We start from the raw sequence: 18,496 nt of genomic DNA, 5'->3' as shown, positions 1-18,496 counted from the left end.
GGCGCCCAAGCCATTAACACTTCACTGCCAGGGGCCCGGCTTCGCTGGAAACTGATTGTCGAAGTCAGTGCTCGGAATGGGTGATGGAGCGAACGATCCCTGACCAGGACACTTTTCCCCTTGAACGGCCCCTTGATCTGGCCCAGCCTTGGTTTGAGAAAAGGTTTTTCCAAACATCTCCGATCGGGCTTGGCCATTGGCCGGGCCTCATTGAGGCCTGTAAGAGAAAACCTTTTCCCAACTCAGGATTTTCGGCGCGATGGCATCGGACGATCAGCCTGTTCCTGGTGTGGCTGCGGGACGGGTGAAGCGTCAGGGGCGCGACTGTTCGATCTCCTCGGCCACCAGTTCCTGCAATTGCCACAGATTGCGGTCGCGGATGCCGCAGGCGTCGAGATGGCGGATCGTCTCGAACAGATATTCCGCGCCCGAACCCCAATGGCCGGCCGCCCTGGCCAGCGTCGCCGCGATCGCCCTTTTGTCGAGCTTGCCGGCATAACGTGGATTGCCAGGGTCGACGACGAAGCCGAGCGCCCGCGAGGCACTGTCGCCTGTCCTGACTCGCAGCCAGCGCGGCACGTTGACGGCGGGCAGGATGGTCATCTCGCGGCGCAGCAGCGCTTCGAGATTGGCTGCCACCGGCTCGGCGATCTCGAACACCATGCCCTGGCACTGGCCGCCGCGGTCGAGCGCCATCATCAGGCCGGGCTGCTCGATTGTGCCGCGGAAGCGCTGCACGGTGAAGCAGAACGACCGATGCCAGCCGGTCGCCACCGCCCGCTCGCCGCCCCTCACCTCGCCGGCCGGCTTCCACAGCAGCGAGCCATAGGCGAACAGTTTCAGCGGCCCGGCGGGAGCCGTTCCCAGCACCTCGTCGCGGAAACGCGCATAATCCGCGTCGGTCATGGCGACCATGCCCGGCGCCGGACCGGAATCCTCGACCACGCGCAGCGTGCGCGCCACCAGCGCCTCGGTCAGCGCCATCGGCGCCTTGCGCGGCGCCGACCTGCGCGGCGATGCGGCGGAAATGGCCTTGCTCATCCCTGTGCTCCCAGCCTTGCCGCCATGTTGCCCAAGGCTGGGGGATTCTCAAGAGCGCCGTGCGTCCGGCGCGAAATCAGCCGGCCGATGCCGGGCGTGCGCGACGCGCCCGCCCGGCCGGTCTGTCCTAGTGCTTGGTGCTCTTGCCGCCGATGGGGATGCGCCTTGCCTTGCTCTGCGCCTTCTCGGACTTCGGCAGACTGACGGACAGCACGCCGTTGCGGAATTCGGCCGCGACCTTGTCCTCCGCGACTTCGAAGCCGAGCGGGATGCGACGCTCGAAGCGGCCATAGAACCGCTCGGAGAATTGACGCTCCTTGTCGTCGGTTTCGGCGTGTTTTTCGCCGCGCAGCGTCAGGACGCCGTCATCGAGCAACACCTCGATGTCCTTCTCCTCCATGCCGGGTATCTCGGCCGTCACGCGGATCTCCTTGTCCGTTTCGGAGATTTCCACGCTGGGCCAGCCGCCGGCCGAAGAGAACCTGCCCAGGGACGGAAGCCGCGAATCGAAGCCGCGGAACATGTCGTCGACCAGGCGGCTCATTTCGCGATGCAGTCCCATGAACGGGTCCCGGTCGCTGTCGCGAAAGACGGTCGGAGCCTGGCTGGTGTCGCGGCTCCATGGCATGAGATCACGAATGGTCATTGCACTTGCTCCTTTCTTGCTCCTGTTTCCAGTTCGTTTGTATGCTCTGGCTGCCATGCTCTCCGGGGACAGATGCGCCGATGCAGGCATCGCTGCCGGCTCCATTCGCGCTTTGCTGTTTTCGCTCTGCTTCTGGTCCGATCCGCTCCGCTCCACCTTTGGGAACGCCCTCGCCCCGTCGCGGGTCTCGCGCGGCTTCATCGCCTCCGGCATGTGATGCCTGGATTCGATGGTCACAAGGCCATCTGCCAGCCCGGCGTCGCCCATCAAGCCGGCGCCAGCGGCTGCGCCGGCCCATCCGGCGCCGGCATGGTCGATCTGGGGTTCATCGCGGTGGGGTCAAGACCCGGTAATGCAATGTGATCGTTGAATTGCAGGCGCGCCCGGCGCTCCGGCGTCGCACTCAGTTCGCCGCGCCGCCAGGCGGCCGGCTGGTCGCCAGCTACGACACCAGCGGCATCGGCACCTGAAGCCCGTCGATCAGCGCGTCGCGGAACAGTGCGATGGGACGGCTGAGCCGGCCGGCGGGCGGGCGGTGCAGCAGCCAGGCGCGCACTTGCGGCTTGAAGTCCGGGCAGTCGATGACCTCCACGCTATCGCGCCAGCGGCTGTCGGCGAAGGCGCCCGGCGTGACGATGCCGATGCCGTGGCCGCGCGCCACCAGCGACATTCTGAGATCGACGCTGAGCGCCTCCACCCCAACCTGGAACGGCAGCCTCGCGGCCTCGAAACTTTGCCGGATGAAGGCGCGAAAGCCGCAGCCGTTTTCGTTCATCACCCAGGGGAAGCGCGACAGCGAGGCAAGGTCGGCGGGCTTGGGCACGCCAAGGCCGGGGGACGCGACCAGCAGCACCGACTGCAGGCCGAGATCGTCGTGCACGAGCTCGTCCGGGGGAGTGACGCCCTCGGCAAGGCACACCGCCACGGCGTCGAGCTCGCTGCGTGCCACCTGCTCCACCAGCCTTGGCGACCAGCCGGAAGAGATGCGCAGCGTCAATTGCGGAAACGCCGCGCGCAAAGTGTCGAGCGGCAGCGCCAGCGCGGCATCGGAGAGATAGGGCATGATGCCCAGCCGGAACTCGCCCTTGACCTCGCCTTGCGGAGACACGCCGGCCTTCAAATCCTCGAGCGAGCGCAGCACGCGGCGGCCATGCTCATAGGCCTCGCGTCCCGTGGCGGTCGGCTTCAGCGGCTTCGACTGGCGATCGAGCAGCGCCGTCGCCAGCCCATCCTCGAGGTTCTGGATGCGGCGCGTCACGCCCGGCTGGGTGAGGTTGAGCCTGGCCGAGGCGCCGACGATGGAGCCGGTTTCCACCACGGCGATGAAAGCTTCGAGATCATGGATATTCATGCGCATCTCGCATAATCATTATTGAATTGATTGAATTGTAGCATGATAACAAGTCGACATAAAGTCCTCGCACGATATGCAGTTTGATCGAGGACCACATGCTCGACACCAATGACGGCCAACTGGCCGCGCCGGCCGTGACCATCACCGGCCCGCAGACGCTGTTGTTTGCCACCGCCGTCGGCATCATCGTCACCAATCTGTTCGCGCCGCAGACGCTGGTCGGGCTGATCGGGCCATCGCTCGGCACGAGTGCCGCGAGCGTCGGCCTCGTCGCCATGGCGACCCTGCTCGGCTATGCCGCCGGCCTGTTCTTCCTGGTGCCGCTTGCCGACCTTGCCGAGAACCGCGCCCTGATCCTGCGCATGCTGATCGCGGCGGCCCTTGCGGCCGGCAGCGCCGCACTGGCGCCCACCGCCGTCGCGCTGCTGATGGTCCTGTTCATCCTCGGCGCGGCCTGCTCGGCGATCCAGATCCTGGTGCCGATCGCCGCCTCCATGGCGCCGCCCGGACAGGATGGCCGCGTCATCGGCGATGTGATGAGCGGACTGATGGTCGGCATCCTGCTGGCGCGCCCGTTGGCGAGCCTCGTCGCCGATGCCTGGGGCTGGCGTGCCTTTTACGGCCTCAGCGCCGCCGTCCTCGTCCTGCTCGCCTGCGTGCTCGCCTTCACCTTGCCGCGACGGCGCCCGGCGGCGAGATCGTCCTATGGCGCGCTGATCGCCTCGCTGTTCGACTTGCTGCGCGACGAGCCGGTGCTGAGGCGCCGCGCGCTGACGGCGGCGCTGGTGATGGCGGCCTTCAGCCTGTTCTGGACGGCGGTCGCGCTGCGCCTGGCGCAGCCGCCCTTCGACCTCGGCCAGCGCGGCATTGCGCTGTTCGCGCTGGTCGGCGCCGGCGGCGCGGTGGTGACGCCGCTGTTCGGCCGCGCCGGCGACCGCGGCTGGACGCGCTCGGCCACCATCGCCTGCCATCTCGTGCTGATCGGCGCGATGGCCCTCGCCGGCTGGGCCGGCTCCACCAATCTCTCGGCCTCGTGGTGGCCGCTGGTGCTGATGGGCGTCAGCGCCGTGCTGCTCGACATCGGCGTCACCGGCGACCAGACGCTTGGCCGCCGCGCCATCAACCTGCTGCAGCCGAAAGCGCGCGGCCGCCTCAATGGCCTGTTCGTCGGCATCTTCTTCATCGGCGGCGCCATCGGCTCGATGCTGGCGGGCATCGCCTGGACATTGGGCGGCTGGCCCGAGGTCTGTGCCATCGGTGCCGCCTTTGGCCTCATGGCACTTCTGGTCGACTGGATCGGCGGGCCGGAGTGAATAAAGCCGCCGCGACGCGCGGCGGGAACAATGTTGCCGGCAAACTGTTCTAGTCTTGGCCGGAGGATGCCATGAACGATGCGTCGGCAAAGCCCGCGGGCCCCGTCCTTTCATCGACGGAGCGCGTGAACACGCTGTCGCATTTCCACCGCGCCGAGATCGCGCGCATGGCGGGATGGCGCGATCGGCTCGACAGGACGACGAACTGGGCGATCACCGTGGTGGCGGCAATGCTTTCGGTGTCGCTGTCCACGGCCAGCGCGCATCATGGCGTGCTGTTGTTCGCCATGCTGCTGATCCTGCTGCTGCTGTGGATCGAGGCGCGCCGCTATCGGTTCTTCGACTTCTACCGGGCCCGCGTGCGCCAGTTCGAGCGTCACTATTTCGCGCAGATCTTCTCCCCGCAGCCCGACTTCGCCTCGGATTGGCTGCTCATCGTCGGCGAAGGCCTGCGCGCGCCGAAGTTTCTGTTGTCGCAACGTGCCGCGTTGGCGCGTCGCCTGCGGCGGAATTATATCTACCTCTTCCTGATCCTGCTGCTGGCCTGGGGTCTGAAGATCTCGACACCCAGCCTTCAGGCCGCGGGTGTCAGAACCGGCTTCGCCGGCTCGCTTCGCGAGGCCGTCGACAGCGCCGCCCTTGGCCCTATTCCCGGCGTGGTGATCGTGGTCATTGTGGCGGCATTCTATGCTAGCCTGCTCGCCATCGTCTTTTTCGCCGCGCGCGACGACGGCGAACTGTCCTTCGGCGACGTCCATGTCTGAGACCGGCGCCTGACGACAGTTGCAACGCAAATGATGGCCGGCGCGTTGTGACGGTCAATCCACCGCGGTGCTTGAGGGGACCCATGAACTGTCAGTCGGCAACGACGCCACGCATTGTTGCGGCCACTGTCCTGCTGGCCGTTCTAGCCCTGGCGCCGGCAGGCCATGCCTTTGCCGCGCAGCCGGCCGGCCACGCCTCGGGCATGGGCGGCTCGGCGGAGGGCCTGTTCGTCGCCGAGATCGTGCTGCTGCTTCTGGTCGGCCGCGGCCTGGGCGAGATATTCCAGCGTTATGGCCAGCCAGCGATCATGGGCCAGCTCATCGGCGGCATACTGCTCGGGCCGTCACTGTTCGGCTGGCTGTGGCCCGACGCGCAGCACCTGATCTTCTCGACCGACCCGGCGCAGAAAAGCATGATCGACGCCGTCTCGCAGCTCGGCATTCTCCTGCTCCTGCTGCTGACCGGCATGGAGACGGACCTGCGCCTCGTGCGCCGGGTGGGGGCCGCCTGTTTTTCGATCTCGATCACCGGCATCATCGTGCCCTTTGCCTGCGGCTTTGCGCTGGCGCAATTCCTGCCCGCCACGCTGTTGCCCGAACCGACGCAGCGCATCGTCGCCGGGCTTTTCCTCGGCACGGCGCTGTCGATCTCCTCGGTCAAGATCGTCGCCATGGTCGTGCGCGAGATGAACTTCATGCGCCGCAATCTCGGCCAGGTCATCATCTCCTCGGCGATCATCGAGGACACGATCGGCTGGCTGATCATCGCCATCACCTTCGGCATCGCCACCAATGGCAGCCTGCAGGTGCTGCCGCTGATCACCACCGTGGCCGAGGTGGCGCTGTTCATGGTGTTCTCCTTCACCCTCGGGCGCCGCCTGGTGTTCACGCTGATCCGCTGGAGCAATGATTCCTTCCGCAGCGAATACGCCGTCATCACCGTCATCCTCATCATCATGGGCGTGATGGCCCTGATCACCAATCTGATCGGCGTCCACACCGTGCTCGGCGCCTTCGTCGCCGGCATCCTGGTCGGTGAATCGCCGATCCTGTCCGACCACATCGAGGGTCAGCTGCGCGGCGTCATCACCGCTTTGTTCATGCCGATCTTCTTCGGCATGGCCGGCCTTTCGGCCGACCTCACCGTGCTCACCGATCCGATGCTGGCGCTGCTGACGGTGGCGCTGGTGGCCATCGCCAGCATCGGCAAGTTTGGCGGCGCCTTCATCGGCGGCAGGCTGGCCGGCATGTCGCTGAAGGAGGCCACCGCCGTCGGCAGCGCGATGAACGCGCGCGGCTCGACCGAGGTCATCGTCGCCAGCATCGGCCTGTCGATGAACATCCTCTCGCACAACCTGTTCACCATGATCGTCACCATGGCCATCATCACCACGCTCGCCATGCCGCCAATGCTGCGCTGGGCGCTCGGCCGGCTGCCGGTCGGACATGCGGAGAAGCAGCGCGTCGAGCGCGAGTTGCTCGACGAGCGCGGCTTCGTCTCGAAGCTGGAGCGGCTCCTGCTGCTGGTCGACGACAGCCCGGTCGGCAAGTTCACCGCCTATCTGGCGGGGCTGGTCGGCGGCGGCAGCGGCATGCCGACCACGCTTCTCCATCTCAAGGACGGCAGGATCGCCGGCCCGGCCGGCGACAAGGGGCCTGAGCGGGCGCGCAACGAGGTCAGGAAGGGGGCCGCGAGAAGCGCCAGGGCCGTCAGCAAGGCCGAGGACACATCGGTCGAGAAGGTGCATCTGACCACCCGCACGGAGTCCGAAGCCACCGCCGAGACGATCGCCGAGGAAGCCCGCAAGGGCTACGGCCTGCTGCTGGTCGGGCTGGAGACCATGATGACGGCCAAGGGATCTTTCACCGGCGCGCTGCACGACATCACCGGCGGCTTCGACGGTCCGCTATGCCTGGTGCTGAACGGCGCCAGATCGGCGGCCAAGATGCCGGTTCTAAAAGCCGGAACCGCCATCCTGGTCCCCGTCAACGGCACGGAAGTCTCGCGTCGCGCCGCCGATTTCGCCCTGGCGCTGGCACGACCGCACCGGGCGCGGGTCAAGGTTCTCTACGTGTCCCAGGCGGCACGGCAAGGAGCCACCTCCGTCTCGCACCGGCGCGAGGAAGCCATGCTGAAGGATATCGCCGATCTGGCCGCTCGCTACGGCGTGCAGGTCGACACCGCGCTGCGCACCCGTGCCACGCCCGACAAGGCGATCGCCAGGGAGGTCGCCAAGGGGGCCGCGATGGTGGTGATGGGCGTCACCCAACGGCCGGGCGAAGAGCTGTTCTTCGGCGATACGGCCACGGCGGTGCTTGCCGCCGTCGCCTGTCCTGTCGTGCTTCTGGCCAGCGAGCGTGTCCGCCCCACCGAAGCCAGGGCGGAGGTGGGTGGCGGGTTCGAAAAATAGGCGCGCGAAAATAGGCGCGCGACCTGAACGAGCGGCCGCGCATGCGCGCTATATACCCAGGAACTGCCGGCCGATCACGTAGCCCAGCGCCACCACGACCAGCGGAAACAGCGCCGGCGCGACCTTGCTGAAGAAGGAATCTTTTGTGTCCTTTGGCGGCACATAGCGTGCGTTGCCGAGATTCTTGGTCATTGCGACCCCCCGCATGACGACTCATTAGTAGCCGCTTAATAACAACATGCCCGGATTAACGGCTTGCAAAGAAATCGGATTAACGGCTGGCAAAGAAAATAGATCGAATAGCAGACCATCGCGTGGGCAAGCCTGTTGCATCCGAAGGAAAGTACCCGCGCATCGGGAACCGATCAGCCCTGTTCCGGGTTCTGGCTCGGGGGATGCACATGATCATGATCTCATCGAATGCGAGAAAGTCCGGCAGCGCGCGCTGGCGCGAAGCTTCATGGGCTGTGACGGCTGATGGTGGGACAACGGCAAGCGGCTCCCGGTACCTGACACGTTAGCGACGACCAATCGAAATTCGAATGAACGCCGACCGATCCGCGAGACGCCATGCCACCAACCAGTAAAACCGCGATAGAAGAGATAGACGATCGCCGTCATGCTTTCCTCTCCGGCGGCGGACAGGTCGGTCGCCTGATCGCCGCGTTCGAGTGGGCCTCGACGTCGATCGGACCGATCGAGGGCTGGCCGCAGAGCCTGAAGACGGCGGTGTCGCTGATCCTGCGCTCCAACGTGCCGATCGTCATGCTGTGGGGCGAGGACGGCGTCATGATCTATAATGACGCCTATTCGGAATTTGCCGGCGGGCGCCATCCGCGACTGCTCGGCTCCAAGGTGCGTGAAGGTTGGCCCGAGGTGGCCGATTTCAACGACAACATCATGAAGGTGTGTCTGGGCGGCGGCACGCTCGCCTATCGCGAGCAGGAGCTGACGCTCAACCGAACCGGAAAACCGGAACAGGTGTGGCTCGACCTGGACTATTCACCGATCCTCGACGAAAGCGGCGAACCGGCTGGCGTCATTGCCATCGTCATCGAGGTGACCGAGAAAATGGCCGCCGAGCACTGGCGGGCGAGCGAGCGCGATCGGCAGCGCCAGATGTTCGAACAGGCGCCGGGCTTCATGGCCATGCTGTCCGGTCCGCAGCATGTCGTCGAATTGACCAATGCAGCCTACATGCAGCTCGTCGGCCATCGCGACATCATCGGCCTGCCGATCCGGCAGGCCTTGCCCGAGATAGAGGGCCAGGGCTTTTTCGAGCTGCTCGACCACGTGTTCACCTCCGGCGAGGCTTTCGTCGGCTACGCACTGAGGGCAGAGTTGCAGCACACGCCGGGTGCCGCGATCGAAGATCGCTTCATCGACCTCGTCTATCAGCCGGTGCGCAACCCCGCCGGCGAGGTGTTCGGCATTTTCGTGCAAGGCGTCGACGTCACCGACCGGCTGATCGCCGAACAGGCGCTGCGCCAGAGCGAGACCCAGTTCCGCACTTTCGCCGAGGCAATGCCGAACCACGTCTGGACGGCGACACCGGACGGGCTGCTCGACTGGTTCAACCCGCGCGTCTACGATTATTCGGGTGCGAAGCCGGGCGAGCTTGACGGTGATGCCTGGGCCGATATCGTGCACCCCGACGACATCGTCGTGGCCGCGGAAAAGTGGCAACAGGTGCTGGCCGCCGGCACATTCTACGAGAGCGAGTTGCGGCTGCGTCGGCATGACGGCATCTATCGCTGGTTCATTGCGCGCGCAGTCCCGATCCGCGATGCCGACGGCGTCATCCTGCGCTGGATCGGCACCAACACCGATATCGACGATCAGAAGCAGGTGGCACAGGCCCTGCTGCAAAGCGAGCGCCGCCTGCAGCTGTCGCAAAATGCAGCCGGCATAGCGGCACTCGAACTCGACATCGCCACCGGAACCGTGGTCGGCTCCGAGGGCTTCTGGGGTCTCTGGGGGCTGTCGCCGCGCGACAGCGTGCACATCTCCGTGCTGGAAAACATCGTCATTCCGGAGGACAAGGACGTCCGTTCCAACAGCGAGACACGCGAGCGAGGCACCGCCGTGCCGGCCGTGGAATACCGCATCCGGCGGCCCGACACCGGCGAGTTGCGCTGGCTGTCGCGCCACATCGATTTCGTCCATGACGAGACTGGCAAGCCGGTCAAGATGTTCGGCGTCATGCAGGATGTCACCGACCGGCGCGAGGCGCAGGCGCGACAGGAGCTGCTGACCCACGAGCTCGAACACCGCATCAAGAACATCCTGGCGATGGTCGCGGCGATCGCCTCGCAGACGCTGCGCAACACCGATATCGCCACGGCGAGCGCCACCTTCAATGAGCGCCTGCGGGCGCTCGCCAACGCCCATGACATCCTGAACAAGACCCGCTGGACCAGTGCCTCGATCCGCGAGGTGGTCGACAACACCATCTCCGCCTTCCCGGTCGAACAGATCTCGATTTTGGGCCCGGCGCTGCCAATCAATCCGAAGATGGCGCTGACCCTTGCGCTCGCCGTCAACGAACTGGCCACCAACGCGCTGAAATACGGCGCGCTGTCGACGCCCGACGGCAAGGTGGCGATGGAGTGGTCGCTGCAGCCGTCGCATGACAGGCCAGGCGACATCAGGCTGATCTGGCGCTGGCGCGAAAGCGGCGGCCCGCCGGTGACGCCGCCCAACCGGCGCGGCTTCGGCCGCTTCCTGATCGAGCGCGTCTTCGGCACCGACTTCGGCGGAGCGGTCCGGATCGACTACCACCCCGACGGCGTCGAATGCGTACTGGACGCACCGGCACCCCAGTTGCCGACAGCACCTTACTGACTACATAGGGCGTGCCATGACCACTCAAAGTCTCGTCACCGTCCTCGTCGTCGAAGACGAAGCCTTTCTGCTGTTCGCCATCGCCGATGATCTGCGCGAGGCGGGGTTCGACGTGCTGGAGGCGAGCAACGCCGACCAGGCGATCCGCATATTGGAGGGCCGGCAGGACATCGCCATCCTGTTCACCGACATCGACATGCCGGGCTCGATGGATGGCCTGCGCCTGTCGGCCGCCGTGCGCGACCGCTGGCCGCCGGTCAAGATCATCATCACCTCGGGCAAGCAACGGCCGCCCCGGGACGCGATGCCGAGCGGCGGCGTCTTCCTGCCCAAGCCCTATGCGCCCGCGGCTGTTGCAGCCACCATTCACGGCCTGCTCGCCTAGACGGAGCAGGCAAGACCGGAAAAGACGCTTCCGAACAGCAAGTTGGCGCCAAAACTCGACTCAAAGGATGAATACCGCCTACCCTCGAAACAGAGCCGGTGCAATTCGTCCGCCGACTTAAGCAAGAACTGCTGTCGCCGGCGCCAGCCCCAGCCTCGATCTCGGAAATCGCCGTCGCCCGCGGATTAGCTTCGAGCGCGAATTTCTCGCGGGCGTTCAAGCGCAAGCGACGCTGTTGTCGCTTACCAAAACCCTGGCGCCGTGCACTGACGATCCATCGGTATCGGCGGAGCCGCGAATCTGTGCTAAGCCGCCGCCCAACCAACCAAAGGACGACACCTATGACCGAACCGACCGTGGCCGAGGCGACCGAAAATATCTATGCCTCGCTGCGGGCGGACAATGCCGACATCGACGCGCATATAGCGACGCTCAAGGCAGCGCTGGCACGAGAAGGGATAAAACAGGCGGTGTTCGATCCGACCAAGTTGGCGCAGAACAACCGCTCGGGCCGCAAGTTGATGCAGGCTTATTTCCGGCAGCGCGGCGTGAGCGTGAGGTTTTCGGACTAGGAGAGCCCCGCGTGGGCGATCTTGAGCGCGCGGTTGCTCGGCCGGTCCGGCGGTTTGCCAACTGGACGTCGGCACCGCACCGGCAAGACAAAAGCCCGCCACCGGCAAAGCGGCGGGCTTGGATGACCTTGGATCACTGAATGATCTTGACGATCTTACGGGTGCCAGGATCAACGACAACGGTCTGGTTGTCGACCACGACGTAGCGATATTTGACGTTGGGAACTTCATGAAGTTCGACGGTATCGGGCAGAGCCGTGCCGATATTGAGTTCCACGCCGGGAAGCTTCACCGAAGCCAGCGGCTGCTTGTGCACATACTCCTTGATCACGGTCTCCTGCTCAGGCTGGATGACCACATCCTGAGCTGCCGCGGCGCCAACACCGGCAAGCAGCAAAAGTCCCGCCGCGGCAGTGGTAAGATGCATTCTCATGACTTGTCTCCTTTCCTCTGTGAGCAGCCCAGGCATCACGCCGCTTGATGGCGTTCGCAGCCGGGGCTCCTGGCCGTAAACGTCATCGGCCATGGCTTGTTCCTGCAAATTTCCGCCGTGTCGGTTTTGCCAATTCGCCTGGAACAAAGTTTTTCAGATGAGGTTTACCCACGGAAGGGACTGACACTTTCGAGGAGATTTCTCATGAAACATATCCTGATCACCAGCATGCTCGCGCTCGGAGTTGGGTGTGGGGCGGCACTGGCTCAGACCCAACCAGCCGAAACCCAGTCGGGCGCCGACGCCAATTGCGCGGCAGGCGCGGCAGGCTGCCAGAAGGGTTCGAAGATGAAGATGGGTGAGCAGGGCAAAGCCAAGGTCCAGACAGACCAGCAGGCTCAAGGCAAGCCCAAAGTCCAGACCGACGAGCAGGCCCAAGGCAAGGCTGGTGCGAGCACCGATCAGCAGGCCCAGGGGAAAGCCAAGGTCCAGACCGACCAGCAGGCTCAGGGCAAGCCCAAGCTCAAGACCGACGAGCAAGCCAAGGGCAAGACTGGTGCGACCACCGATCAGCAAGCCCAGGGAAAAGCCAAGGTCCAGACTGACCAGCAGGCGCAGGGCAAGCCCAAGGTCAAGACCGACGAGCAGGCCCAAGGCAAGGCTGGTGCGGCCACCGATCAGCAGGCCCAGGGAAAAGCCAAGGTCCAGACGGACCAGCAGGCTCAGGGCAAGACCTCGACACAGACTGATCAGGGGTCGACTGCTTCCATCACCAACGTCACTGTCGAACAGAAAACCCAGATCACGCAGGTCATCAAGGAGACCAGGGTCGAACCGGTGTCCAATGTCGATTTCGACATTTCGGTCGGCATAGAGGTTCCCCGGCACAAGATTCGGCTGCATCGTCTGCCGGCGCGTATCGTCAAGATCGTACCAGCCTACGAAACCTACGAGTATTTTGTGTTGGCCGACGGTCGCATCGTCATCGTCGATCCGGATACGCTGAAGATCGTCCTTATCCTGACTTGAAGTGCGCATCGCACCGAAAAGGCTCGCCACATCGACGTGGCGGGCCTTTCCATGAGACCTGCGATGAATCGGCTGATGGCGAGCCGAACCAGGAAAGCCTTTCCGCGTCGGCGCCGGTGCGCGAGAGGGTGCGAGTGGTGGGTGGATAGGGCCAAAAAACCTGAGCCCATTGGAGGTCGCGGTCGCGCCGGGAACCGCTATGCTGTCAGCGAAGGCTCGGTGTTGGGCTCCAGCGCCTCTTCCGCCTCATGATCCTCCGGAAGGATATCGCCGTGCACTGCCAGCGGCCGGCCGATCCAGATCGGGTCGACCAGATGGTCGCGCCGGGGGTTGGTCGTGTTAGGATGGATGAGTATGCTGAGCTCCCCATGGTTCAGCATCAGCCACGGAACGAGTGAAGCGAAAATCTCGTTCGCGAATGAGACCTGGTACATGGCCTGGTCATGCGGACCGACTTTCTGGTCGTGCCAGGCGCCCAGGCGCACGCGGAAACGTTCCCCAATGCGAAGACGCAGCCATTCGGCATGTCGCCGCTCGGTCTGCCCGTTGTAGTAGATGTGGGCATGATAGCTGGCAATCTCCGCGAGCGGCCTTGGACTGGCTTCGTTCACCTCGATATCCTCCCTCGATGAGTGTCGCTCCCGACAAAACTGTATCCGAAGCACGGACGCTTTGTCTGCAGCCGGTGCGGCATCCCGGTTCCCACTGACTTTTAGTCAATAAATACTCGACCCGCCGGCGTCAGATCCTGCGGAGCGCCTCGGCGGGGAGAAGGCGCGTGGCACGCCAGGCCGGATAGAGCGCACCGAGGGGCCCGGCAATGAAGACGAAGATCAGCGCCTGCGCGATCGACCAGCCTGACAGGTAAGGCACGATCAGACCCGCGGCGAACTTTGTCCTCGCCGCCATTTCCATGGTCAGGGCGCCGAGAATGATCCCGATAACCCCGCCGGCCGCGCTCATGATCACGCCCTCGATGAGAATGAGCCGAAGAATCCGCCGCGGAGACCAGCCTAGCGCCGCGAGAACTCCAATCTCGAACGTCCGTTCGTTCACGGCCATCAGAAGTGTATTGGCAATGGCGACACAGGCCATCGCCATGACAACCAGTGAAATTGTCCGGGCAATCGCCTGAAGCAGATCGAAGACGCGAATGCTGCTGGTGAACTGCTCGGTGTCGCCGACCTCGAAACCGGGTGCGGCCGCGACGAGCCGGGTTCGGGCAGCAGCGATGTCGTTCTTGTCGAGCGGTCGCTTCAACCTCACCTCGAACAAGGTGAACACGTCCTCTCGCGACAGGAGTTGCTGCAGCCCTTCGAGCGGAACGATCGCGCTGTTCTGGTTGAGTATGGACGAGAACGACGCGATGCCGACAATCCGATAGGGCTGGAACTGGAGCTCGACAGTATCACCGATCCGTTTGTCCAATGCGCTGGCGATCGACTGGCCAAGGATCACGGACCATTGGTCGCCCGGCGCGGGGATCCGTCCCGCTATCAGGTGTATGTCTTTCCACAGGAAGCTGCCGCTCGGCCAGCCGGCCATGACGATATTCGCGGCGTCGTCGGCAGTGGTGATGTTCAGGAGAACGCCCGATACGGCTTCGACGTTTGGCACCGCGGAAAGCCCGGAGCCCAGGGACTTGGGTACGGTGCTGCTCACCAGGTTGAAAGCGCTGCGCTGGCTTACCACCAGGTCCGCACCGTTCTCGTCGATTCCCGATGCAAACGAGTGCTGGACGCCAGCGGTCAGGCCGGTCAGTGCCACAAACCCCGCCACCGCCAGAGCGATGCCGAGAACCGTGAGGAGGGTGCGAAGCGGACGCGCGATGAGACCGCGCAGGGGAAGGGTCAGCTCTGTCATGGGTCAGCCGATCCGCGACGCCGGCGCGGGCGTCGACATGGCCGCCATTGCGCTGTCCGAACGGATGCGGCCGTCGGAAATCTCGACGCGCCGGCCGCACAGTGCGGCCACGTCCTCGTCATGGGTCACCACGATCACCGCGGTACCGAACTCGCGGTGCACGTTGCCAATGATGCTCATCACGGATTGGCTCGTCTGCACGTCGAGGCTTCCTGTCGGCTCGTCCGCCACGAGAAGCTTCGGACGGTTTGCAAGCGCCCGCGCAATTGCAAGCCGTTGGCGTTCGCCGCCCGAAAGCTCGGCCGGCCGGAGCGTAGCGCGCTCGGCAAGACCGAAATGTGCCAGAAGTTCGAGTGCGCGAGCGCGACGCTGCCGCGCTCCGCCGAGGTTTCCCAGCAAAGCCACCTCGATGTTCTCGCGCGCCGACAAGGACTGGAGCAGGGAGAAATTCTGGAAAACGATGCCGATCTTGCTGGCCCGGACGGCTGCCCACGCAGCCCTCCCATTGACGGCCCGTCCTTCGAACCGAACTTCGCCGCGCGTCGGCCGGTCAAGCCCACAGACCAGGTTCAGGATCGTTGACTTGCCGCTCCCGCTGCGGCCGACAATGGCGACGGTCTCGTCATCTCCGATCGCCAGCGACACATCGTCAACGGCGACAATGCGGCCGCCGTCGAAGTCGCGGCCGACATTGATCAATTCGACGAGAGGGGACATGAGCACGAGCGAGAGGTCATACCCGGCCTTTCCTGAGATCGACGACAAGCGCGGGGATCGAGCCGCCGTTGCCGGCGAGCCGTTGGCCAACGCGGTCCCGCTGCTGCACGGTCACGGAGCCGCCGTCGACAAAGACATCGCCGATGCAGAGTTGTCCGCGGCAGTGGCGGACACGCCAGTCGACGGATGTTGGGCCGTGGAGCGGCCGGCGGAATTCGCTGCGCACCAGGATGTCGCCGTTGGCCAGAGCCTTTGTGCCGAGCACGGTGAACGTCTTGTCCTGCGTCCGCTCCAGCCTGTCGGCCAGCCTGTGTGCGATCGCGTAAAGCAGCGCATCGACCACCGCGGCGCGGTCTTCCGCGCTCGCCCGGCGCCAATACGTCCCGAGCACGGCTTGGGCGATCCCCCTACCATCGAACGCCGCGGAGATCGAGCGGAGCTGCCCCTCGGCGGACCCACCATGCCCAAGCACGATCGCCGCCTGGCGCACGGTCTCAACCAACTTGACCGCGTCACTCTGCTCATCGGCGGCCGCCGAAAGCGATGGGGCGCAGATCGCGAGCAACACGGGGACAAGCAACAGCCGAACCAAAGCTGCCAAGCTTGCATGCGACCATCGGCCTGCTGTCATGATCCTATGTCATCCAATGCGTTGTTGGCTGTCAACATCGAGCGTCTCGGGAGCCTGCGCGGGCGGATACCCAAAAGCGGCAGCCAGCGGTTCGAGGCGAGCTACTCGCGCTTTCTGCCCTTCCGTCAGGTCGGGATGGCGGCTACGCACCTGCTCGCCGAATGTCGCGGCGACCTGCAGCATCCGCTCCTCGCAGCCACGGGAAAATGGCAGGCCCAGTTCACGGTAGATCCGCTTCATCTCGCCCACGGGGTCGGCGGTGAGATCCTGCAGCCGCACTTCCGCGAGGTCGGCGGCCGGAATCCGCGCTCTGTCCGCCAGATAGTGCATCTCCGTCGCGAGATACTCGCGGGTGATGATCTCCTCCTGCTCGTCCTCCGGCAGTGGCGGCTGCAGGGCGAATGCACGTTGCAATTCGCGCGCCAGAAGCAGGTTGGACCGGAACACGACTTCCGGCGAACGGGAGATGTGGACAAACTTCGCGCCCGGAAACAGGTCCTGGAGGTAGCGGACGCGCGCCGTATGGCTCGGCGACTTGAGCAGAAGTCGCCGCCCCCCCGCAACGAGGGCAAGCCTCTGGACGAAAGCGACCTGATGGGAGCGCCAGCGGCCAAACTCATCCGCCGAAAGCGCGTCGAGATCGTGAAATCGATTGAAGAAGGCCTGCCGGCGAGGAAGCATGGCGCGTCCGGCGAGGACGGACATCCCACCCATGTTGTTCAACGCGAAGTCGTCCTCCGCCGGCAGCCTGGCGCCCACCGGCACGATTGTGTTGAGGCGCGTCAACGGCAGCAAGGGTACGAAAAGGTAGCGCAGGACCGCCCATCCGACGACGAACGTCTGGGGGGCCAGGACCTGCGGCCAGCTCGGCGATCTCAGGCTCGGATCGGCTGCCAGCAGGTTCTGCAAAAACGTCGTCCCCGATCGGAAGTAGCCGAGGACGAACACGGGGGCGTTGTGCCGCTCCATAGGGGGAGGCCGCAGCCGCAGCCATGCCGCAACGATCACGCGCTCCGGCAGGGAGGCGACCGTGCTGATCCCGGAAAACAGGAGCAGGAGAACTAGGCGTGGCCAATAGGCGGGAGGGATCCGGCCTTCCGCGCGCCACAGGATCCGCAGCACGGCGTCAAGCGGCGCCACGCACATGAAGTGCGGATACGGCAAATAGGGCACCAGCCAACGGGCCGCGAAAGCGCGGATGCGGTGTCGGACATTGTTCGATGGCATCATCAAGGAACTTATGATCCATGGGTTCAGAGGTTCAATCCGGCCAGGTCACCAGACCTCCTCAGGCAGTCCGGAACATCATGGTCTCGGTGGTCAATCCCGGCCCGAACGCCATGCCGCAGCCGAGCAAGCCCGACGGCTCCTTCAGCATTTCGGCCATCACGAACATCACCGTTGCCGATGACATGTTGCCGTATTTCCGCAGCACTTCGCGCGACAGGAGGAGCGCGGCCGGTTCCAGTTTGAGCGCCCGCTCGACCGCGTCGAGCACGGAGCGGCCGCCCGGATGCACCGCCCACAAATCGATCTCCCTGGCGGGCCTGCCGCCGAGGATGGCCGGATGCTCGCTGCGCAGCGTCTCACGGACCGCGCCCGGAACCTGGCCGGACAGCACCATGTCAAAGCCGTCGTCGCGGATGTGCCAGCTCATCAGCTCCTTGCGCTCCACCGCCACGATGGCGTGGAAGCTTTCGAGCAGGAGGCCGTGCGGTTCGGCCGTTACCAGCGCGGCCGCGCACCCGTCGCCCCACAGGCAGAACGAGATCAGCTTCTCAAGCTCGGTGGCTTCCCTGAAATGCAGCGTGCACAATTCGATGTTGACGATCAGCACGCGGGCTTTCGGATCGGAGCGCACGATGTGGCGTGACAGCTTCAAGGCATTGATGGCGGCATAGCATCCCATGAAGCCGACGATGGTGCGCTCGACCGATGTCCGCAGGCCGCATCGCTGCACCAGCTCGAGGTCGATGCCAGGCGCCGAAAAGCCGGTGCAGCTCGTCACGATCAAATGCGTGATCAGCGAGCGGTCGTCGTCGGCCAGCAGCTCGTCGACGGCCTTTTGCGCCAGCTCAGGTGCTGCGGCTTCGTACATCTGCATACGGATCGCGGTACTGGCGAAGGAACCCCTGACCGAGGTGCCGCCGCGGTCGATTGCCCCGCCGCGCGGATCGTCGGCGGGCGCAAAGCAGGAATAGCGATGTTCGATGCCGGCGAGAGCGACCATTCGCTCGAAGAGCGTAAGGCGCGGGGCATCGTTTTCAAGCAGCGAAGCTCCGTAACGCAGGAAGAATTGATGCACGTCGTGTTCGGGAACTGACGTGGCAATGCGGTTCAGATGCGCTTGAGCGGACAAAATTGCTCCAACAATGAGCCCAATCGGGTCTCATAAGAGGTCTAGGAATTGGGGAAGCGTTTCCTATGGTAAACGTCGGCATAAGGTATTTTATTGCGCGGTGCCGATATTTCTCACTGGCAAACTGTGATACC

The 18,496-nt window shown here is 64.7% G+C and carries 19 protein-coding genes; 8 read left to right on the top strand and 11 right to left on the bottom strand.

What is annotated here, in order from left to right:
- Positions 1-312 precede the first annotated feature (312 nt).
- Positions 313-1,041: a gamma-glutamylcyclotransferase gene (locus AC56QP_RS28045; RefSeq protein ID WP_489862530.1), complete on the bottom strand. Its 729-nt coding sequence runs from the start codon at positions 1,039-1,041 to the stop codon at positions 313-315.
- A 127-nt stretch (positions 1,042-1,168) separates the two neighbouring features.
- Positions 1,169-1,687 carry an Hsp20/alpha crystallin family protein gene (locus tag AC56QP_RS28040; protein WP_489862531.1) on the bottom strand — a complete coding sequence of 173 codons (519 nt, stop codon included), beginning with the start codon at positions 1,685-1,687 and terminating at the stop codon, positions 1,169-1,171.
- Here AC56QP_RS28040 and AC56QP_RS28035 point away from each other — a divergent pair.
- Positions 1,680-1,904, top strand: coding sequence for a hypothetical protein (locus AC56QP_RS28035; RefSeq protein ID WP_489862532.1), 225 nt, complete (start codon positions 1,680-1,682; stop codon positions 1,902-1,904). The two genes, AC56QP_RS28040 and AC56QP_RS28035, sit on opposite strands and share 8 nt — an antisense overlap.
- A 225-nt stretch (positions 1,905-2,129) precedes the next feature.
- Here the strand turns inward: AC56QP_RS28035 and AC56QP_RS28030 are convergent, their stop codons facing one another.
- Positions 2,130-3,038, bottom strand: a complete 909-nt coding sequence (locus AC56QP_RS28030) for a LysR family transcriptional regulator (protein ID WP_489862533.1) — start codon at positions 3,036-3,038, stop codon at positions 2,130-2,132.
- Positions 3,039-3,136: 98 nt separating this feature from the next.
- Here AC56QP_RS28030 and AC56QP_RS28025 point away from each other — a divergent pair, with 98 nt between their 5' ends.
- From AC56QP_RS28025 to AC56QP_RS28015, 3 genes are all read left to right on the top strand, one after another.
- Complete coding sequence (locus AC56QP_RS28025) at positions 3,137-4,354, top strand: MFS transporter (RefSeq protein WP_489862534.1); 1,218 nt, start codon at positions 3,137-3,139, stop codon at positions 4,352-4,354.
- Positions 4,355-4,425: 71 nt separating this feature from the next.
- Positions 4,426-5,118 carry a DUF2270 domain-containing protein gene (locus AC56QP_RS28020; RefSeq protein ID WP_489862535.1) on the top strand — a complete coding sequence of 231 codons (693 nt, stop codon included), beginning with the start codon at positions 4,426-4,428 and terminating at the stop codon, positions 5,116-5,118.
- 203 nt (positions 5,119-5,321) lie between these two features.
- Entirely contained in the window at positions 5,322-7,529 is a 2,208-nt protein-coding gene (locus tag AC56QP_RS28015; protein WP_489863498.1) for a cation:proton antiporter domain-containing protein, read from the top strand.
- A 48-nt stretch (positions 7,530-7,577) separates the two neighbouring features.
- Here AC56QP_RS28015 and AC56QP_RS28010 read toward each other — a convergent pair whose 3' ends face one another.
- Positions 7,578-7,721: a hypothetical protein gene (locus AC56QP_RS28010; RefSeq protein WP_489862536.1), complete on the bottom strand. Its 144-nt coding sequence runs from the start codon at positions 7,719-7,721 to the stop codon at positions 7,578-7,580.
- Between the two features lie 378 nt (positions 7,722-8,099).
- Here AC56QP_RS28010 and AC56QP_RS28005 point away from each other — a divergent pair, with 378 nt between their 5' ends.
- From AC56QP_RS28005 to AC56QP_RS27995, 3 genes are all read left to right on the top strand, one after another.
- Complete coding sequence (locus tag AC56QP_RS28005; protein ID WP_489862537.1) at positions 8,100-10,373, top strand: PAS domain-containing sensor histidine kinase; 2,274 nt, start codon at positions 8,100-8,102, stop codon at positions 10,371-10,373.
- Between the two features lie 16 nt (positions 10,374-10,389).
- Positions 10,390-10,758, top strand: coding sequence for a response regulator (locus AC56QP_RS28000; RefSeq protein ID WP_489862538.1), 369 nt, complete (start codon positions 10,390-10,392; stop codon positions 10,756-10,758).
- 341 nt (positions 10,759-11,099) lie between these two features.
- Positions 11,100-11,330, top strand: coding sequence for a hypothetical protein (locus tag AC56QP_RS27995; protein WP_489862539.1), 231 nt, complete (start codon positions 11,100-11,102; stop codon positions 11,328-11,330).
- Positions 11,331-11,463: 133 nt separating this feature from the next.
- On the opposite strand, the gene AC56QP_RS27990 is transcribed toward AC56QP_RS27995, so the two are convergent.
- A complete protein-coding gene (locus AC56QP_RS27990; RefSeq protein WP_489863499.1) occupies positions 11,464-11,763 on the bottom strand; it encodes a DUF1236 domain-containing protein in 300 nt (99 codons plus the stop codon).
- A 204-nt stretch (positions 11,764-11,967) separates the two neighbouring features.
- Here AC56QP_RS27990 and AC56QP_RS27985 point away from each other — a divergent pair, with 204 nt between their 5' ends.
- Positions 11,968-12,792: a DUF1236 domain-containing protein gene (locus AC56QP_RS27985; RefSeq protein WP_489863500.1), complete on the top strand. Its 825-nt coding sequence runs from the start codon at positions 11,968-11,970 to the stop codon at positions 12,790-12,792.
- A gap of 197 nt (positions 12,793-12,989) precedes the next feature.
- Here the strand turns inward: AC56QP_RS27985 and AC56QP_RS27980 are convergent, their stop codons facing one another.
- The 6 genes from AC56QP_RS27980 to AC56QP_RS27955 all read right to left on the bottom strand — a co-directional run bounded on the left by AC56QP_RS27980 (position 12,990) and on the right by AC56QP_RS27955 (position 18,362).
- A complete protein-coding gene (locus AC56QP_RS27980; protein WP_489862540.1) occupies positions 12,990-13,403 on the bottom strand; it encodes a DOPA 4,5-dioxygenase family protein in 414 nt (137 codons plus the stop codon).
- Between the two features lie 130 nt (positions 13,404-13,533).
- Positions 13,534-14,655, bottom strand: coding sequence for an ABC transporter permease (locus AC56QP_RS27975; RefSeq protein WP_489862541.1), 1,122 nt, complete (start codon positions 14,653-14,655; stop codon positions 13,534-13,536).
- A gap of 3 nt (positions 14,656-14,658) precedes the next feature.
- Positions 14,659-15,300 carry an ABC transporter ATP-binding protein gene (locus AC56QP_RS27970; protein ID WP_489862542.1) on the bottom strand — a complete coding sequence of 214 codons (642 nt, stop codon included), beginning with the start codon at positions 15,298-15,300 and terminating at the stop codon, positions 14,659-14,661.
- A gap of 88 nt (positions 15,301-15,388) precedes the next feature.
- Positions 15,389-15,940, bottom strand: coding sequence for a Tgt2/MlaC family protein (locus AC56QP_RS27965; RefSeq protein WP_497100965.1), 552 nt, complete (start codon positions 15,938-15,940; stop codon positions 15,389-15,391).
- A gap of 72 nt (positions 15,941-16,012) precedes the next feature.
- On the bottom strand, positions 16,013-17,233 hold the full coding sequence (locus tag AC56QP_RS27960) for a sulfotransferase family protein (protein ID WP_497101028.1): 1,221 nt from the start codon (positions 17,231-17,233) through the stop codon (positions 16,013-16,015).
- Positions 17,234-17,291: 58 nt separating this feature from the next.
- Positions 17,292-18,362, bottom strand: coding sequence for a type III polyketide synthase (locus tag AC56QP_RS27955; protein ID WP_489862545.1), 1,071 nt, complete (start codon positions 18,360-18,362; stop codon positions 17,292-17,294).
- Positions 18,363-18,496 lie beyond the last annotated feature (134 nt).

This window comes from Mesorhizobium sp. RCAM 05104, from assembly GCF_059683645.1.
The sequence above is the reverse complement of the archived record's forward strand: the minus strand, read 5'-3'. Positions and strand labels throughout refer to the sequence as shown.

What these genes read in the sequence shown, in the direction of transcription:
- AC56QP_RS28045 (WP_489862530.1), bottom strand. Translation starts at nt 1,041, where the DNA reads ATGAGCAAGGCCATTTCCGCCGCATCGCCGCGCAGGTCGGCGCCGCGC.
- AC56QP_RS28035 (WP_489862532.1), top strand. Translation starts at nt 1,680, where the DNA reads ATGGTCATTGCACTTGCTCCTTTCTTGCTCCTGTTTCCAGTTCGTTTG.
- AC56QP_RS28040 (WP_489862531.1), bottom strand. Translation starts at nt 1,687, where the DNA reads ATGACCATTCGTGATCTCATGCCATGGAGCCGCGACACCAGCCAGGCT.
- AC56QP_RS28030 (WP_489862533.1), bottom strand. Translation starts at nt 3,038, where the DNA reads ATGAATATCCATGATCTCGAAGCTTTCATCGCCGTGGTGGAAACCGGC.
- AC56QP_RS28025 (WP_489862534.1), top strand. Translation starts at nt 3,137, where the DNA reads ATGCTCGACACCAATGACGGCCAACTGGCCGCGCCGGCCGTGACCATC.
- AC56QP_RS28020 (WP_489862535.1), top strand. Translation starts at nt 4,426, where the DNA reads ATGAACGATGCGTCGGCAAAGCCCGCGGGCCCCGTCCTTTCATCGACG.
- AC56QP_RS28015 (WP_489863498.1), top strand. Translation starts at nt 5,322, where the DNA reads ATGGGCGGCTCGGCGGAGGGCCTGTTCGTCGCCGAGATCGTGCTGCTG.
- AC56QP_RS28010 (WP_489862536.1), bottom strand. Translation starts at nt 7,721, where the DNA reads ATGACCAAGAATCTCGGCAACGCACGCTATGTGCCGCCAAAGGACACA.
- AC56QP_RS28005 (WP_489862537.1), top strand. Translation starts at nt 8,100, where the DNA reads ATGCCACCAACCAGTAAAACCGCGATAGAAGAGATAGACGATCGCCGT.
- AC56QP_RS28000 (WP_489862538.1), top strand. Translation starts at nt 10,390, where the DNA reads ATGACCACTCAAAGTCTCGTCACCGTCCTCGTCGTCGAAGACGAAGCC.
- AC56QP_RS27995 (WP_489862539.1), top strand. Translation starts at nt 11,100, where the DNA reads ATGACCGAACCGACCGTGGCCGAGGCGACCGAAAATATCTATGCCTCG.
- AC56QP_RS27990 (WP_489863499.1), bottom strand. Translation starts at nt 11,763, where the DNA reads ATGAGAATGCATCTTACCACTGCCGCGGCGGGACTTTTGCTGCTTGCC.
- AC56QP_RS27985 (WP_489863500.1), top strand. Translation starts at nt 11,968, where the DNA reads ATGAAACATATCCTGATCACCAGCATGCTCGCGCTCGGAGTTGGGTGT.
- AC56QP_RS27975 (WP_489862541.1), bottom strand. Translation starts at nt 14,655, where the DNA reads ATGACAGAGCTGACCCTTCCCCTGCGCGGTCTCATCGCGCGTCCGCTT.
- AC56QP_RS27960 (WP_497101028.1), bottom strand. Translation starts at nt 17,233, where the DNA reads ATGATGCCATCGAACAATGTCCGACACCGCATCCGCGCTTTCGCGGCC.